The following is a 15,086-nucleotide window of genomic DNA, read 5'->3' as shown; positions in this document are numbered from 1 at the left end:
CTCATGATGCCGGGCGGATGCGCCAGATGCCGAAGGGCATATGCCAGGGCTCGATGCGCATCCATTGAGTCTTGCCGTACCAGGTCCAGGTATGCCCCGTCATCAGATCCTCGCCATGCATATGCGCGTCGTCGGGCAAGCCGAACTCCCAGAGTGGCAGATCGAAGTGGGCCTCCTGCGCGTTATGCGGATCGAGGCTGATGGCGACCAGTACGAAATTGGACAGGTCGTCTGTACGCTTGCCAAAAAACAGGATGTTGTCGTTCCAGGCGGTGTAAGCCTGAAAACCCAGATGGGTCTGCAACGCCGGATTCTGCCTGCGGATCAGATTGAGGCGGCTGATCTCCGCAACAATGTTGCCTGGGGCGTTATAGTCGCGTGGGCGAATCTGGTATTTTTCCGAATCCAGGTACTCTTCTTTACCCGACAGCGGCGCTGACTCACATATTTCAAAACCCGAATACATTCCCCATAGACCCGAACCCATGGTCGCAAGGGCCGCACGGATGAGAAATCCCGGGCGTCCTGAGTGGTGCAGAAAGCGTGGATTGATATCAGGCGTATTGACGAAGAAATTGGGGCGGTAGCAATCGCGCCACGGCGCCTCATTAAGCTCGGTAAAATAGCTCTCGAGCTCGTACTTGGTATTTCGCCAGGTGAAGTAGGTATAACTCTGGCTGTAACCCACCTTGCCCAGACGCGCCATCATCGCCGGCTTGGTAAAAGCCTCTGCAAGGAACATCACATTCGGATGATCGGCACGAATATCAGCAATCAGCCACTCCCAGAATGGCAGGGGTTTGGTGTGCGGGTTATCCACGCGAAACAGGGTTACACCGCGCTGGACCCACCCCAGCACCACATCGCGTAATGCCAGCCAGAGATCCGGGACTGAGTCCTTCTGATAGAAATCAACGTTGACAATGTCTTCGTACTTTTTCGGCGGATTCTCGGCATGTCGGATAGTGCCGTCCGGGCGCCAGCTGAACCAGCCGGGATGCTGCTTGATCCATGGGTGGTCAGGCGAGCACTGAATGGCAAAGTCCAAGGCGATTTCCAACCCTTGCCTCCGTGCCTGCCTCACTAGCTCAATGAAGTCATCGAGCGTACCCAGCTCGGGATGAATAGCATCATGGCCACCGTCGGGACTGCCAATGGCGTATGGGCTGCCTGGATCACTCTCGCCAGCAACAAGTGCGTTGTTGGGCCCTTTGCGGTGGGTGCGTCCTATGGGATGAATCGGAGGAAAGTACAGCACGTCAAAACCCATGCGACTGATTTGCGGCAACCTGGCGGTAACATCGCGGAAGGTACCGTGGCGAGTCTGTTCAGAGGTAACCGACCGCGGAAAAAGCTCATACCAACTGGCAAACTGCGCCAGTTGACGCTCAACCTCCAAAGGGTAGGCGCGGCTGAACACCTGGTCCGCCCGCATACCGTGCTCGCGCAGGGTCTCCAGCGTCTCAGTTGAGAGAAAGAAGGCCAGTTGCTCGTCCCTGGCATGGGCAGCGTTCATCTGGGCCACCACCCGCTCAAGAACCTGTGCACTTTCAGGCGCTGCCGACTGAGCAGCTGCGCGCACCAACTGCTCACCTTCCCTGAGTTCAAGCGTTATGGGCACACCTGCTCGGTACTTCTTCTCCAGCTCATCCTGAAAAGTGGCGAAAGGGTCACGCCAGGCTTCGATGACATATACGAACTTGCCCGGTTGCTCGGGCACAATAGTGGCTTCCCAGTGGTCATTCCCCAAAAAGGTCATGGGTGACATATGCCAAAAGGAGTCGTTCAAACGGCGCCAGTGCAGATGGACCGCCAGCTTCTCGTGGCCGTCGGTGAACACAACGGCACTCACATTTGCCCTCTGCCCTTCAATACATTTAACGGCAAAGCGGCCCTCATCAAGTACCGGTGACACGGACTCGATGGCAATACGGGGTAGCGTCACCGCATCTTCTACTGTGAGCCCTAGGGCGGGATATTCACTCTGGTTGCCTGAAGCTGACAATGACATTGATGACCCCCTGAAAACACAGGATGAAAGTATCCGTTTCCCTTCTTTTGCTGCTTACAAGAGATGACTGGCGCACCGGCGGCTAGTTCAACGAAAATCCACAACATGCAATCTTTAGCGAGCGGGTCTGTCTCAAGTGGACCGGCGACGTTGTCGATATTTTCAAAAGCGCACCAAGCCGCGCTCAGAGGCAAAAAGGATTGTTTGTATGGAATATCTGGACTGGGTGCAGTGGCCCGCCATGGTAGTAACCGTAGCCGCAGCGTGGCTGGTCGGATCCCGGCTAAAACATCGACGTGAAATAGGCTTCTGGGTATTTCTGTCCAGCAACGTGCTGTGGATGATCTGGGGTGTTTACGCTGAAGCCTGGGCCCTGATCGTCTTGCAGGTGGCGCTGGCAGGTATGAATTTTCGAGGCATGGTCAAAAACTGGAAATGAGCGCTCGCTTGGTACCGCTGTGCCTGACAAGGGCATCCCTTGCCGAGCCAACGACGTAGTTGACCTAGGACTAGACGGTAACAACTCCGTTCGTCGGGCACACTGAATTATCCGCACGTGCGTGATGTCAGTTACTGCATGTTACGAACGGAGTTACATCATGACTGAGCTGAAATCCAACCTGGATCAAGATAATGCGCTAGAGAGCGTGGAAGCGATTGATCACGCCACCTTTCTGGCCAACACCAATTTCAAGACTTCTACCGAGTCGAGGCCCAATGGTGATCTGGTGTTGGTTGTCGAGTCGCCGCGCTATGGCATTTTTCGGCGGGTGGTGCCGAAGGATCTGAAGGATCCAGCGGAGTTCGTCAACAGAGTCAAACTCGACCTGCTGATACAGAACGGGGAATTACCACGTGGCGAGATTTTGCGCGCCGCCCGCAAGGACCGGATCCCCACATACACTTTGGGTACGCTGCACAGGACGCGCTATGCCAGCCTGTGGGAAAACCGCAAGATTGAAAAGGACTAGCCCCATTACCGGGCCGGGATTTGACCTCACTCGATGATCTGAAGACATCTTGTTGCAACTCCCATGGTTCATCTGGAACTTACGCGGATATCTCGGTTCTACAGTTGTGAGTTGAATGAAATATCAACCCTGATACATCCAGGTCACTGACCGGTCAAATAAGGTGAACTTCATGAAATTTCAAAACATCGTTTATACAACTGCACTTACCATCGCCATGGGCGCTGGATCTGGCGTAGCCGTTGCCGGCAACCATGCTGACGCACAGGAGCATGGTAAGAATCATGCCGAAGCCAATGACACCATGACCAATGAAAATGCCAAGAACAATAACCTCAACACAAATGATGTCGAGGCTATGCGAGAAGAAGCGAATGATGAAGCGTTGCCAAACTCGGGCAACCGTGCGGTCCCTGGTGCACCCAAAGCCGGCAAGAACCCCGCCATTGACTCAGAGGCCGGTGAGCACGATTTGGTAGATTGAAAACTACATATCCTGACAAAGACCTCTCTGCGCGATCTTCATAGATCGACTAGTCTCTAAGCATATTAAGCAATTCAAGTTAATTAACATGAATGCGAGACTCATAGTTGTCTTTCATGATTTTCAACAGCCATCTTGATGCACAATCAATTCAAATCAGTTATTGGGAAATCCCGCTCATGCGGCATTTTAATAGAGGTTATATATGAAGTATTCAAATATTACCGGTACTACTGCTGTCGCCCTGGCTTTGGGTGTGGCGACCTCATTCGCTGTGGCTGACATGCATGCCGACCATGGCGATAAAGACATGAAGCACGACGCCATGTCGGCGCAGCACGAAGACAAGAAGTCCATGAACAAAACGCCAGATGCCAATGAACTGGGCGATCGCAGCGAAACCGGCATGGGTATTGAAGCCCGCCCGGGATCTGACGGCACCGACCGCACCGTAACGGGTGAGCCGGATGTAGGTCTGGATGCGGAAAATGAAGCCGGTAACTAACACGCTGGCTTCACTCAAAGGGTAGCCAATGGCTACCTTTTTTTTTGCAGGCACAAGTCCAGTCTGTTCCGACACATTTCAGTCAGCGCCATTAGTAAGCATGAGGAGAGAACATATGAACAAGGCAGGTAATCTAGCAAGCATTTTCGCTGTATTGATCGGCATGAGCGCTATGCCAGTGATTGCAGCTGACGAATTGAGCGGGACCGGCATGGGCGACACCACTCGCACCAGCGGGCCTACTGGCACTCCAGGAACTACGGGAGAAGGCGGCAGCGCAAGCCGCGAAGGGCTGCTTACCGAGCCCAATTATGCTGCGGGCATAGGAGCAGAAGCCTTCGTTGAGCAAGTCACCGGGAAAAACCATGCGATCATCAAGGCAGCGGAATCGATACTTGATGAGAAAAGCGCAGTCAACGACCCCAAAGCTCGCGAATTTGCTCAGCAAATGATCACTGCCCATAAACAGCTCAATCGTCAATTGATCGATCTTGCCGGAAACGAAAAGATCGAAGTGTCCGACGCTGCCACCCTGATCGACCAGGCTCAATCGATGGTGTTAAGCGTTCGCGGTGGTGAGTCCCTTGTCGAGGCCTATGCCAATAATCAGGTGGGTGATCATCAAGCCCTACTGGACTTATTCGACCGCGCCGCAGTCAGCGATCTGGGAGAAATTACCCAGTTTGCCAAGGACGCTCTACCCAAACTAGAAGCACATCTGGAACAGGCGCGCGCCCTGCATCCTGAAACCCGAGATAGAAATAAGTAGCGGCTGAATTCCAGACACAAAAAAAGCGACTTAGGTCGCTTTTTTTGTGTCTGGAAGCCGGAACTTCCAGCTAGCAATATGGCGCAGTGGACGGGACTCGAACCCGCGACCCCCGGCGTGACAGGCCGGTATTCTAACCAACTGAACTACCACTGCGCGTTACCTCGAGTGGTGGGTGATGACGGGATCGAACCGCCGACCCTCTGCTTGTAAGGCAGATGCTCTCCCAGCTGAGCTAATCACCCTTTACTCTCGAAGTGGGGCGCATTCTAGGCAGCTTTTCGCTTGCTGGCAATACCTTTTTCAAAAAAAATTCTCCCCTTTTTCAATATGTTAATTCTTCCCCCGGATCGACTGGCCGCCAGCGCCTGCGTCAGGCACTATTGCTGACTTTTGCGCCGCAAGTCGAGGACAGCATCATGTGGTTTCGTAATCTTCTGCTTTATCGTTTCAGCCAGACCATTCCCTTCAACGAAGCCGAGTTGATTGCCGCGCTCGAACAAAAGCCCGCCCGGCCATGCGGGAGCCAGGAAACCCATACTCTTGGCTGGACAACGCCCTTTGGCAAGCATTCTGAGAATATCGTGCAAGTTGCCGATGGCTATTGGTTGATCGCCCTGCGCAAGGAGGAACGCATACTGCCGGGCAGTGTGGTTCGGGAAAGCCTGACCGAAAAGGTCGACGAAATCGAAGCGCGCGATGCTCGCAAGGTTTACAAGAAAGAGCGCGACACGCTCAAGGACGAGATCATGATGTCGCTCCTGCCCCGTGCCTTCACCCGCACCCAGACCACCCTCGCATGCATTGCACCGCAGGAAGGCTGGATAGCGGTCGACACCTCAAGCGCCAAGCGCGCGGAAGATCTGCTCAGCCTGTTGCGTGAATGCGCAGGCAGCCTGCCTGTGCGGCCCATGACGGTGAAGATCGCTCCCGGGGCATGCATGACCGAGTGGGTCAAGACGGGACAGGCTCCAGAGGGCCTCGTAGTTGGTGATGAGTGCGAGCTGCGCGACACAACAGAAGATGGCGGCGTCATTCGTTGCAAGCGTCAGGATCTGGCAAGCGATGAAATCCAGCAGCACCTGACAGTTGGCAAACAGGTTAGCCAACTGGCCCTGCAATGGCAGGAGAAGCTCGGCTTTACCCTGGATGACAAGTTGTCCGTCAAACGCCTGCGTTTTGAAGATCTGCTGACAGATGAAGCCGATGATCAGGGCGGTGACGATATGGCCGGGCAGCTCGATGCAAGCTTCACCATAATGGCAAAGAGTCTGTCGGAGTTCATTCCTGCCTTGACTTCTGCGCTTGGCGGAGAGGAAATCCCACAGGGGATCTGAAGACCGGGAAAGAGTAAAAGCTATCCACAATATCTGTGGACAACTTTGTGGATAGCCTACTCAAAACCCTGTCAGAGCCGTGTAATATGCGGACACCACTCAGAATGGTTAAAATTTGATCAATTATTTATTCTTTAAAATCAATGAGTTATGATTGATCTAAGTAATTCAGTGGCTTACAGAGCACCCTGCAAGCCGATTTCAAGCATCGTTTTGCAATTGTGTACAATGTCAACCTGCTGCGGTTGCAAAAGATCAGACAATACGCCGGGAGACGGGAACTTGGGCGTTACAATACCCTCAGGGCGCCAAGCGTTGTTCCAACCAGCGCTTGGCATCAGTTGCGGCGGAGCTACGTGGATATTCACGAGCCACATAGCGTAAACGCGAGGCACCCGCCTCGCGTCGGCCCTTCTCGATCTCCCCCATAGCCAGTCGATATTCAGCCCGCGCCATACCCTCGTGAAGAGCTTCAAGGCGCGGCGCCACCTCTGCTCGATAAGCTGATTCAGGGTAGGTACGTACAAATGAAACCAAACCATCATGGGCACGCCTGCCGGCCTTGAGTTGCTCGACTGCGTCCCCTTCTGCCAGCTCGAACCTGACGAAGTCCGTCAGCGCCAGAAGGTAATCCGAATAATCAGGATTAGGCGCATTGTCGTGGCGGTCGCTATAGCCCTCGAGCAAGCGCTCCACTGTCCCCAGCTGCCCATCCTGGAGGCACTGGAAGGCCACCTCCTGCTCGAGACCAGGATTGCCAAGGGGCAGGACCTGGTCAGCCACCATGGGGTCGCAGGCGCCCATGCTGAGCTTGGCCCTGATATCAACTACCTCCGGTGAGGTAGAGGTGGTTCGAGCCGTATTGGTCGCGCAACCGGTAATAAGTGCCATCGCTAATACAAGCAGGGTCAAACGCATTGGGATTCTCCTTGAAAGGTTGCTGGACTGATCATTGCAGGCGTGCACGCCAGCTTATCCATCCGTCAGCTGCCGGCTTACCCAGCAGGCTCAGGCCGCCCACCAGGCCAGCTTCTGCAGTCGCCCTGGCTTGCAGGCGCGTGTCCAGCACCATCGCCTGGCCGGGCCGCCAACGCGCTGTACCCTCCAGGCCCAGCGGCCCTCCCTGATCTGACAAGGTGAATTGCAACCAGCCCTCGCTGTCGGCAAGGTCGGCCACCAGGTTGCCCAGCGCGAGCGCTGTGGGTAGACCACCTGCAGCGGAGTCCCATATCAGACGGCCATCTGCACGGGTGACGTGTTCCATATCCTGCAGCTCCAATACAGGCACATCCAGTTGCCAGGTGCCTTCGAGCAAAAATGGCGCTTTGTTGATCGACGCCATGGCTGCCGCATCCAACTGCCCGCGCACATTTTCCAGAGTCAGCGTGTCAGTACCGACTTGCAGCGTAGCCCTCACATCGCCCTTGCGTGGCTTCCACAAAAGATCCAGTTCAATGGCAGCAGTCAAAAGTCCTGTCGGCCGCCAGGTCCAGGCCAGCGACCCCTGATCAACACCATCAGCTTCAATCCGATTGACCCTGCCCGTCCAGAGTGTGCCGGTCAGGCCAGAGAGCTCGACCTGGGCAGGCAATCGATCCTTGATGTGGCTCCATACAAAACTTGCCGGTAGGTTCCATATCAGGCTTGCCAAAAAAAGCACCAGCGCGAGTATGGCCAGCCGTTTGCCGTTCATTGTGCGCTGTTTCATCGTGGCTCCACCAACACGCGGGCAGACACTATGCCGGGTTCAGCCCCGGCGTCCACAGCCAGCTGACTGACCACCAGACCCTGGCGTTGCTCAAGCTCGGCCAGCCAGCGCACCAGAGCGTCGAAGGCCACCGCATCGAACCAGAGCCGTGCGCCCTCGCCTTCAGGCTGCACCCGTTCCATCGACTCCTTCAGTCCTGCCGCGTTGGCAGAGACCTCGATCAACGTGAGTACCGAGCCACCGGCAACGCCCGGGGATGCCTGAGAGTTGCTCTGCATCCCGGCCCGACGACGCACTTCAAGAGCGGCCTGCTGCATCCATGTATGGTCCGCAGACAGCTGCATCACGTCCTGGCGCAGGTCCGCACGCTTGTTGATTATCGGTTCAACGATCAACAACCAGATGATCAATAGCCCCAGAACTGTCATACCGACCAGAAGAATGATCCGTTCGCGCGGGGCCAGACCGGCCCACCAGTTATTCATGATTCCCTCCGGGATACTTTAAGCCGCGCTGTTACGCCTTCACTTCCAGAATCTGCACCCTGCAGGGTTTCCTGCAGCTGAGGCTTGCTGGCCAGACCTGCACGCAGGGCTTCCAGTTCGGCGAAGGATGCCAGTTGCAGCTCTATCTCGAGCTCTCCCGGAGTTGCACGGAACTGTCTTATATTGGCGTTATCAGCCTGCGCTATCACGGCAAGGGCCTCGTGCAGCAGCTCACCGCCACTGCTCGCGGAGCTACCCGGAGCATTACCTTCAAGAGCCTGGCGAAACTGTGTAACCGGTTGCACCATCCGGCTGTTGGGTAGGCTGCTCTGGAATACTGATTCAATTCCTGCTACAAGACGATCGCGTTCACGTGCCAACGCCAACCACTCAAGGCTGAACTGGGCCAGAAGTACCGCGATCAGAACACCCGCGGCAATCATGACCGGCCGCATCTTGCGCCAGGGGGGTGCGGCCATGCTGGTAGCATAGGGACCGGTGAGCAGATTCAACGGCGGGTTTGGTTGCAGGCAGTATGTGAGTGCATGCCCCACATCTACCTGATCGACTACTTCGGTGACAGTGACATCCCGATCATGCTCCAGACCCAGATCGGCCCGACTGAATCCGCTAGTCTGCACAACGCGCTCATCCTCAGGCAACGCGCTCAGGCGGCGCTTCAACCACAGCCCCAGCAAGCCCGCCTCGATGAGTACTGGCTCCTCAAAGCGTGAAGTAATCAGTGCCTGTAGCGCAGCGCCCGGCCAGGGCGATGGCCTGACCAACAAACCTCGTTCCGGAATATCCCCAGCGTGCAGTATCGGGAGTGGAATCAGCGCCTCAAGACGCCATTGCCGGGAGTCAAACAGAGCCTGCCAATGCGCCATCCTGTCTGTTTCTACCACGGCCGCAGCCAGGCGGCCGTCGGTACGTCGCGGCCCGGGGACACAATGCAGCAGCTCCAGGTCCTGGCTTACCTGATCCTCCAAAGCGAAAGGCAATGCCGCGCGAATAGAGGCAGCGCGCCGGACCGGCATATCGAGCCGATACAGGCTCACCGACGTTGCCGGCGCCAAGGCTCGGAGCCGCTGCCCGGCGAATCGTGTCTTCAAGGTCTGAAGGCTATCGCGCCCATGCTCGCGAACGCCACTCTCGCGCTCCAGGTGCCACCAGTGCACCAGCAAAGTGTCCTGGTCGTCTTCCTGAAGTTCTTCGGGTAATAACACTATCAACATGATTCGATCCGCTATTGTCAGGGCTCACAGGCCGTTTGTTCTCTGAGGACCACTTTTCCGTTGGCGGCATCGATCAGCGAACACTGATAGAAACGCCGCTGGCCAAATTCCGCTACCAGTTCCAGACGCATGTACCAAGGCGCCTGGTCCCCGCTCGGCCGACCAGTAAAAACACCCTTCATCAGATCGGGACTGCGCTCCAGATCTATGGGGCTCGCCTGCCCGGGATAGGCTGTAACGAAGGGGCTAAGGGCCTGCCATGCTTCGCTGGTCATGCCCAGCACCGAGTTGAGCTCCGAGGCAACGAGCATCGCGCGATTACCCGAGACTCGGGCCGGATCTGCCGTGCGATAGGCCGGGTCGTCGGTTTCCGGGTCCATCCAGTCGGAGACCGCCAGGGCCAGTTGAGCCCCGGAGGGCATTACCACGCCCTTCTCGTTACCCACTTCATCTACCAGGCGTGCAAAGTATCCCTGCTCTGTTTCATCCGCACCCGCAAGCGCGTTGAGGTTGTAACGGCACTGCATGTTGTCCACAGTGGCCTGCAAACGAATTTCATCGACCATGAACGGCATGGTGGGTGAGCGGCAGGTATCCCAGGGCAGGTCATCAGCTCCTTCGATACGCTCGAGAAACTGAAGCACCATTTTTTCTCCACCTTGAGCGATATGCCGCGACTGATCGCGCTCGAATACCGCACTGGTTCGCCGGATATCAACCTGACTGCGCATCGCCATTGCCACTGCAGCAGTTACCGCCAGGGCAACGACCAGCAGCGCGGTAAGCAGGGCAACTCCCTGTTGCCTGTGCGCCATGGCACTGCGGGCCAGGTAACTCACTTGCCCACCGCCATCATCCGGCGAATGACCCCGTATTCAGGTAGATCCAGTACGATTTCCACCGCCATCGGCAGCTCTACACTGGCTGTATCAGCGTTGGCTGCCGGCCAGGAGTCCACGCGCTCAAGCCCTGCCTCATTGCGCACCACCAGGGCAAAACCGCTTTCGATACCCAGCAATTCATCCTCTGCAACCAGCTCACCAAAGGGTTGTACCCGGGCGCTTTCAGTATCGACAATATCCACGCCAGGCCAGAGTTGACGCTCCAGTCCGCGGTCGGTGATCAACCAGGCTGTGCGCCGCAGACGCTGATCGCCCCCTGCACCGGCCCTGACCAGCTCCAGCAGCTTTGCATCACCGCCAGCACGCAGCCGTAATGGCGGCAGACGATCACCGAACTCGTCGCGCACAGCCACCGCAACCACCTGCGCCAGATCACGCTCCAGCACGCTGAGGGTAACCTGCAGGTCCGCCAGCCTCTGGGCGTGCACCTGGGTGACTTGATCGGCAGTCAGTACCGCTCGCAATCCGCCGTAGGCCACCACGCTCATGATCGCAAACACGGCCATGGCTATCAGCATTTCCAATAACGTGAAACCCCGTGCGGTGTTGCTGAATGGGTTTCTCATGGCAATACAAACCCACTGACGAAGGCACGTTGATCATCTTCCCCCTGCTCCAACAACCAGAGGCGAATATCCACACGCTTCACCGCAGGCAAAGGCATGGGCGCTTGCGGGGTATAGTTATTGATCTCTACCCGGTAGCCATAGCGAAAAGGACCCATCACCGTATCGCCGGTGCGATTGCCCTCAGCGACTGGACGCATACCGGTTTCATACTCGGCCAACAGATTCTGGCCAGCCCAGTGGGCCAGCGTGCGCTCTTGCAAATACAGAGTATTGCGCGAATGGTCGGATCCACCCTTGACCAGGGCTGCGAGTGCCACAGCAAGGATGGTCATCGCCACCAGCACCTCGAGCAATGTGAAGCCTTTATTCCGGGAAAGCATCGAGCACCTCGACACTGCCTTCCATACCGATGCGGATATGTCGCTCCAGCGGTTTGCCCGGGACTTTGAGGGTGATAATGCCCGGCGTCATTTCGCCGGTGTTGCCCAGACGCACATGGGGCTCCCATCCGCCCGTCTGGGGTAAGGGTTGCCGTTCGCCCTCCTGTTCGTAAGCCAGCTCTATGACGCCCTGCTCAAGTTGCCGAACTCCCAGCTGCTGATCCACGAGGGGCCGCCACTCGCGGGTCGAGTCATCGAGAATGACCAGTTCCAGAAAGCTGTAACTGTCTGGACGCAGGCCCAGGGCTCGCTCTGCCGCACCAGTGATGAGCAACTCGTCGCGGGCCAGAGTCAATACGCCAGCAAGGCGCTGGGTTTCAGTCTTTAACTGACGCTCTGCGCCATCACCCATCGACAGCGTAGCCAGGCTGGCCACAATACCCACCAGAACCAGCACCACCAAAAGCTCGATCAGGGTGAATCCCCTCTCGGCCCTTGCGTGAATGGTCATGGCGGGTATTGTCATGATTAGCGCTGCTCGTTCTGGTCAACGTTCCAGTTACCCAGGTCAGCGTTGGCCCCTTCACCACCAGGGCGGCCATCGGCACCCAGGCTGTACAGATCATAGTCGCGGCCATCGCGCCCAGGGCGCAGATACTGATAGTCGTTACCCCATGGATCCTGTTGCAACCGATCGATATACCCGCCCGAGCGGTAGTTACGCGGCGCATCGTTACCAGTCGGCTGCACCGCAAGGGCCATCAGGCCCTGCTCTGTAGTGGGATAATTGAAATTGTCTAGTCGATACAGATTGAGTGCACTCTCCAGCGCACGTACGTCGTTCTGCACCTTGGTAATCCGTGCCTGATCAGGGCGATCCATGACCCTTGGTACTACCACAGCGGCCAGGATGCCGAGTATCACGACCACTACCATGACTTCGATCAGGGTGAAGCCGCGCTGCTTGCCAGACGGTTGTTGCTTTCTCATGGTCATAGTCAGTTCACCAGTTGGTTGAGTTCAAATATCGGCAACAGGATGGCCAGCACGATGATCAGCACCACCGCTCCCATTGCCAGGATCAGCAGTGGCTCGAAAACGCCCATCACAATGGCGATGCGTGCTTCGAGCTCACGTTCCTGGGTTTCTGCGGCGCGATCGAGCATCTGATCTAGCGTGCCACTGCTCTCGCCGCTTTTGATCAGGCTGAGGGTCATCGGCGGAAAATAGCCGCTTCGTTCCAGCGCATGCCCAACGCCCGACCCCTCGCGCACCCGTTTGGCGGCATCACTTACCGCATCCCGCATGGGCACGTTGGTCACCACGCTGGCGCTCATATTCAGAGCATCCAGCAGCGGCACGCCACTGCCAGCCAGAATATTCAGCGTGCGCGCAAAACGCGCCGTGTTGAGACCCCGGATCAGACGCCCCAACAGCGGCACTCGCAACAGCCAGGCGTCCCAGCGGTAGCGCGCAGCCGGCTTCTTGAGCAACTGCTTGGTAGCCACCACCGCGCCGACCAGAACAACCAGCATCAACAGACCCCAATTGCGCAGGGTGTCACTGGTCGCAATCAACGCGCGGGTGAGCCACGGCAGCTCCTGATTCATGCCGGCAAACACCTGGACCACTTCGGGCACCACGTAGGTGAGCAACGCTATGGTCACCAGGAGCGCAATGATGGTCAGAATGGCCGGATAGAACATCGCCAGTTGAATTTTCTGGCGCATAGCATTCTGCGCTTCGACGTTATCAGCCAGCCGTTCCAGCACCAGATCCAGCCTGCCCGCCTGCTCACCGGCAGCCAGTGTGGTGCGGTATATGGCCGGAAAAACCGACGGAAATTCGCCCAGTGCATGTGCCAACGGCAAACCTTCCATGACTCGGGTGCGCACCGCTGCGAGGGTAGACTTTACCTTCTGGGTTTCGCTTTGCCGCGCGACAGTGCCCAGCACCTCTTCGATAGGCATGCCCGCGCGTGCCAGAGTGGCCATCTGACGCGTGGCAAGCGCCAGCTCCAGGGGCTTGATGCCGCGCTGAAACATGGGGGTGCGCATCACCGATTTGCGCTCGGCGACCTGGTTGACCGACATCGGCATCAGACCCTGTTCGCGCAGCCGGCTGCGCACCTGACGGGAAGAGTCCCCTTCCTCCACGCCCTTGCGCGTGCGTCCCGCCGGATCTACCGCTACATAATCAAAAGCAGGCACGGTCAATCCTCCCGTGTGACGCGGAGAACTTCTTCGAGCGTAGTCTGCCCGGCCAGCACGCGGCGCAAGCCATCCTGGCGAATACCCGACTGGGCCAGCCGGGCGTGGCGGATCATGGCCTGCTCACTGGCACCGTCATGAATCAGACCCCGCAGGGTTTCATCCACTTCAATCAGCTCATAGATACCGGTACGTCCCCGGTAACCGTTGTTGTTACATTCATCGCAACCCACCGCGCTATAGAGCACCGGCGCTTCACTTTCCTCTATTCCCATCAGTCGACATTCGCTGGCCGATGCCTGATGGGCCTTTCGGCAACTGGTGCACAGGGTGCGCACCAGACGCTGAGCGAGCACACCATTGAGGGTCGAGGAGAGCAGAAACGGCTCTACACCCATATCGCGCAGACGGGTAATGGCGCCCGCGGCAGTGTTGGTGTGCAGGGTGGAGAACACCAGGTGACCGGTCAGGCTGGCTTGGATCGCGATCTGCACGGTTTCCACGTCACGTATCTCACCGACCATCACCACGTCGGGATCCTGACGCAGAATGGCACGCAGGCCGCGGGCGAAGGTCATGTCTACCTTGGTATTGATCTGCGTCTGGCCGATACCGTCCAGGTAGTACTCGATTGGATCTTCAACGGTAAGAATATTCTTGCTGCGGTCATTGAGCTGCATCAACGCCGAATACAGGGTTGTGGTTTTACCCGAGCCAGTGGGGCCGGTCACCAGAACAATACCGTGGGGCCGGGCGATAATGCGCTCCATTGCCTCGTAATGGTCAGCGCCCATACCCAGTTGGCGCAGCTCCAGGCGGCCAGCCTGCTTGTCGAGCAGACGGAGTACGACCCGCTCTCCATGCCCGGATGGCAGCGTGGACACCCGCACATCAACAGCCCTACCGACCAGGCGCAAGCCGATACGACCATCCTGAGGCAGGCGCTTTTCGGCAATATCCAGCTTGGCCATGACCTTGATACGCGAAACGATCACCGGCGCCAAAGCACGGGGCGGCTCGAGAATTTCACGTAATACACCGTCGACACGCAAACGAATCGAGAGACGGTTTTCGAAGGGTTCGATGTGAATGTCTGACGCGTTTTCCTTGACCGCTTCGGAGAGCAGCGCATTGATCAAACGAATGATCGGCGCCTCATCCTGGGATTCAAGCAGATCCTCAGGCTCGGAAAGTGACTGGGCTACCGACATCAGGTCGGCGTCTTCGCTCAGGCCCTCGACAAACTGCATCGCGTCATTCGCAGAACGCTCGTAGCGGTCGCGCAGCCGGGCAGCAAATGCATCATCGTCGAGTACCTGCGGCTTGAGCGGATGTCCTACCCGACGTCGCAACTCCAGCAACGCCTGGGGGTCACAGTCAGACCGCACGTATACATCCAGCTGGCCGTCCTGAACGCTGCCCGGCAGCACACCAAAGCGCCGTGCGAAGCGGTAGCCCGTTTCCGCCTGGGGCCCCGGCTCGGCCGGGAGCACAGCGGCAATGTCGGTATCGCTCATCGC

At 57.3% G+C, this 15,086-nt stretch carries 18 protein-coding genes and 2 tRNA genes; 6 read left to right on the top strand and 14 right to left on the bottom strand.

Annotated elements, in window-relative coordinates; genetic code table 11:
- Position 1 precedes the first annotated feature (1 nt).
- Positions 2–2,011 (bottom strand): alpha-1,4-glucan--maltose-1-phosphate maltosyltransferase, encoded by a 2,010-nt coding sequence (locus tag IEV54_RS01565; RefSeq protein ID WP_150277587.1) that lies wholly within the window; start codon positions 2,009–2,011, stop codon positions 2–4.
- Positions 2,012–2,219: 208 nt separating this feature from the next.
- Here IEV54_RS01565 and IEV54_RS01560 point away from each other — a divergent pair, with 208 nt between their 5' ends.
- The 5 genes from IEV54_RS01560 (at position 2,220) to IEV54_RS01540 (ending at position 4,740) form a co-directional block, all read left to right on the top strand.
- Positions 2,220–2,450 carry a hypothetical protein gene (locus tag IEV54_RS01560; protein WP_150277588.1) on the top strand — a complete coding sequence of 77 codons (231 nt, stop codon included), beginning with the start codon at positions 2,220–2,222 and terminating at the stop codon, positions 2,448–2,450.
- Between the two features lie 160 nt (positions 2,451–2,610).
- A complete protein-coding gene (locus IEV54_RS01555; RefSeq protein ID WP_150277589.1) occupies positions 2,611–2,982 on the top strand; it encodes a hypothetical protein in 372 nt (123 codons plus the stop codon).
- A gap of 172 nt (positions 2,983–3,154) precedes the next feature.
- On the top strand, positions 3,155–3,466 hold the full coding sequence (locus tag IEV54_RS01550) for a hypothetical protein (protein WP_150277590.1): 312 nt from the start codon (positions 3,155–3,157) through the stop codon (positions 3,464–3,466).
- 205 nt (positions 3,467–3,671) lie between these two features.
- Positions 3,672–3,971, top strand: coding sequence for a hypothetical protein (locus IEV54_RS01545; protein WP_150277591.1), 300 nt, complete (start codon positions 3,672–3,674; stop codon positions 3,969–3,971).
- 115 nt (positions 3,972–4,086) lie between these two features.
- Positions 4,087–4,740: a DUF4142 domain-containing protein gene (locus IEV54_RS01540; protein ID WP_188434284.1), complete on the top strand. Its 654-nt coding sequence runs from the start codon at positions 4,087–4,089 to the stop codon at positions 4,738–4,740.
- Between the two features lie 79 nt (positions 4,741–4,819).
- Here IEV54_RS01540 and IEV54_RS01535 read toward each other — a convergent pair.
- Both IEV54_RS01535 and IEV54_RS01530 read right to left on the bottom strand, forming a co-directional pair.
- Positions 4,820–4,896 (bottom strand) — tRNA-Asp (locus IEV54_RS01535).
- A 13-nt stretch (positions 4,897–4,909) separates the two neighbouring features.
- A tRNA-Val gene (locus tag IEV54_RS01530) sits at positions 4,910–4,985 on the bottom strand.
- Between the two features lie 174 nt (positions 4,986–5,159).
- On the opposite strand from IEV54_RS01530, the gene rdgC reads away from it, so the two are divergent.
- The gene (gene rdgC, locus IEV54_RS01525) at positions 5,160–6,077 is read left to right on the top strand and encodes a recombination-associated protein RdgC (RefSeq protein WP_150277593.1); all 918 of its coding nucleotides are present in this window, start codon (positions 5,160–5,162) and stop codon (positions 6,075–6,077) included.
- A gap of 300 nt (positions 6,078–6,377) precedes the next feature.
- Here rdgC and bamD read toward each other — a convergent pair whose 3' ends face one another.
- Genes bamD through gspE form a run of 11 tightly spaced genes read right to left on the bottom strand, consistent with a single transcriptional unit; the run spans position 6,378 to position 15,083 of the window.
- The gene (bamD, locus tag IEV54_RS01520) at positions 6,378–6,995 is read right to left on the bottom strand and encodes an outer membrane protein assembly factor BamD (protein WP_150277594.1); all 618 of its coding nucleotides are present in this window, start codon (positions 6,993–6,995) and stop codon (positions 6,378–6,380) included.
- Between the two features lie 31 nt (positions 6,996–7,026).
- Entirely contained in the window at positions 7,027–7,785 is a 759-nt protein-coding gene (locus tag IEV54_RS01515) for a type II secretion system protein N (RefSeq protein WP_150277595.1), read from the bottom strand.
- Complete coding sequence (locus IEV54_RS01510; RefSeq protein ID WP_150277596.1) at positions 7,782–8,270, bottom strand: type II secretion system protein M; 489 nt, start codon at positions 8,268–8,270, stop codon at positions 7,782–7,784. Before IEV54_RS01510 ends, IEV54_RS01515 begins: the two co-directional genes overlap by 4 nt.
- Positions 8,267–9,505 carry a type II secretion system protein GspL gene (gene gspL / locus IEV54_RS01505; RefSeq protein ID WP_150277597.1) on the bottom strand — a complete coding sequence of 413 codons (1,239 nt, stop codon included), beginning with the start codon at positions 9,503–9,505 and terminating at the stop codon, positions 8,267–8,269. Before gspL ends, IEV54_RS01510 begins: the two co-directional genes overlap by 4 nt.
- Positions 9,506–9,522: 17 nt before the next feature.
- Positions 9,523–10,344 (bottom strand): type II secretion system minor pseudopilin GspK, encoded by an 822-nt coding sequence (gspK, locus tag IEV54_RS01500; protein ID WP_150277598.1) that lies wholly within the window; start codon positions 10,342–10,344, stop codon positions 9,523–9,525.
- Entirely contained in the window at positions 10,341–10,973 is a 633-nt protein-coding gene (gene gspJ, locus IEV54_RS01495; protein ID WP_150277599.1) for a type II secretion system minor pseudopilin GspJ, read from the bottom strand. Before gspJ ends, gspK begins: the two co-directional genes overlap by 4 nt.
- Entirely contained in the window at positions 10,970–11,356 is a 387-nt protein-coding gene (gene gspI / locus IEV54_RS01490) for a type II secretion system minor pseudopilin GspI (protein ID WP_150277600.1), read from the bottom strand. The genes gspJ and gspI overlap by 4 nt, the downstream gene beginning before the upstream one ends.
- Positions 11,340–11,882, bottom strand: coding sequence for a GspH/FimT family pseudopilin (locus IEV54_RS01485; RefSeq protein ID WP_150277601.1), 543 nt, complete (start codon positions 11,880–11,882; stop codon positions 11,340–11,342). The genes gspI and IEV54_RS01485 overlap by 17 nt, the downstream gene beginning before the upstream one ends.
- Before the next feature lie 2 nt (positions 11,883–11,884).
- Positions 11,885–12,352, bottom strand: a complete 468-nt coding sequence (gspG, locus tag IEV54_RS01480; RefSeq protein WP_150277602.1) for a type II secretion system major pseudopilin GspG — start codon at positions 12,350–12,352, stop codon at positions 11,885–11,887.
- Positions 12,353–12,354: 2 nt separating this feature from the next.
- Positions 12,355–13,566 (bottom strand): type II secretion system inner membrane protein GspF, encoded by a 1,212-nt coding sequence (gene gspF / locus IEV54_RS01475; RefSeq protein ID WP_150277603.1) that lies wholly within the window; start codon positions 13,564–13,566, stop codon positions 12,355–12,357.
- A gap of 2 nt (positions 13,567–13,568) precedes the next feature.
- Entirely contained in the window at positions 13,569–15,083 is a 1,515-nt protein-coding gene (gspE, locus tag IEV54_RS01470) for a type II secretion system ATPase GspE (RefSeq protein WP_150277604.1), read from the bottom strand.
- Positions 15,084–15,086: the final 3 nt, after the last annotated feature.

This window comes from Halopseudomonas salina (assembly GCF_014637955.1).
Taxonomy (GTDB): domain Bacteria; phylum Pseudomonadota; class Gammaproteobacteria; order Pseudomonadales; family Pseudomonadaceae; genus Halopseudomonas; species Halopseudomonas salina.
The sequence above is the reverse complement of the archived record's forward strand: the minus strand, read 5'-3'. Positions and strand labels throughout refer to the sequence as shown.

Bases quoted from the DNA above. Each gene is read 5' to 3' on its own strand.
- bamD (WP_150277594.1), bottom strand. From the start codon at position 6,995: ATGCGTTTGACCCTGCTTGTATTAGCGATGGCACTTATTACCGGTTGC.
- gspE (WP_150277604.1), bottom strand. From the start codon at position 15,083: ATGAGCGATACCGACATTGCCGCTGTGCTCCCGGCCGAGCCGGGGCCC.
- IEV54_RS01560 (WP_150277588.1), top strand. From the start codon at position 2,220: ATGGAATATCTGGACTGGGTGCAGTGGCCCGCCATGGTAGTAACCGTA.
- IEV54_RS01515 (WP_150277595.1), bottom strand. From the start codon at position 7,785: ATGAAACAGCGCACAATGAACGGCAAACGGCTGGCCATACTCGCGCTG.
- gspL (WP_150277597.1), bottom strand. From the start codon at position 9,505: ATGTTGATAGTGTTATTACCCGAAGAACTTCAGGAAGACGACCAGGAC.
- IEV54_RS01550 (WP_150277590.1), top strand. From the start codon at position 3,155: ATGAAATTTCAAAACATCGTTTATACAACTGCACTTACCATCGCCATG.
- gspJ (WP_150277599.1), bottom strand. From the start codon at position 10,973: ATGAGAAACCCATTCAGCAACACCGCACGGGGTTTCACGTTATTGGAA.
- IEV54_RS01555 (WP_150277589.1), top strand. From the start codon at position 2,611: ATGACTGAGCTGAAATCCAACCTGGATCAAGATAATGCGCTAGAGAGC.
- IEV54_RS01540 (WP_188434284.1), top strand. From the start codon at position 4,087: ATGAACAAGGCAGGTAATCTAGCAAGCATTTTCGCTGTATTGATCGGC.
- IEV54_RS01545 (WP_150277591.1), top strand. From the start codon at position 3,672: ATGAAGTATTCAAATATTACCGGTACTACTGCTGTCGCCCTGGCTTTG.
- gspG (WP_150277602.1), bottom strand. From the start codon at position 12,352: ATGACCATGAGAAAGCAACAACCGTCTGGCAAGCAGCGCGGCTTCACC.
- IEV54_RS01565 (WP_150277587.1), bottom strand. From the start codon at position 2,011: ATGTCATTGTCAGCTTCAGGCAACCAGAGTGAATATCCCGCCCTAGGG.
- rdgC (WP_150277593.1), top strand. From the start codon at position 5,160: ATGTGGTTTCGTAATCTTCTGCTTTATCGTTTCAGCCAGACCATTCCC.
- IEV54_RS01485 (WP_150277601.1), bottom strand. From the start codon at position 11,882: ATGACAATACCCGCCATGACCATTCACGCAAGGGCCGAGAGGGGATTC.
- gspI (WP_150277600.1), bottom strand. From the start codon at position 11,356: ATGCTTTCCCGGAATAAAGGCTTCACATTGCTCGAGGTGCTGGTGGCG.
- IEV54_RS01510 (WP_150277596.1), bottom strand. From the start codon at position 8,270: ATGAATAACTGGTGGGCCGGTCTGGCCCCGCGCGAACGGATCATTCTT.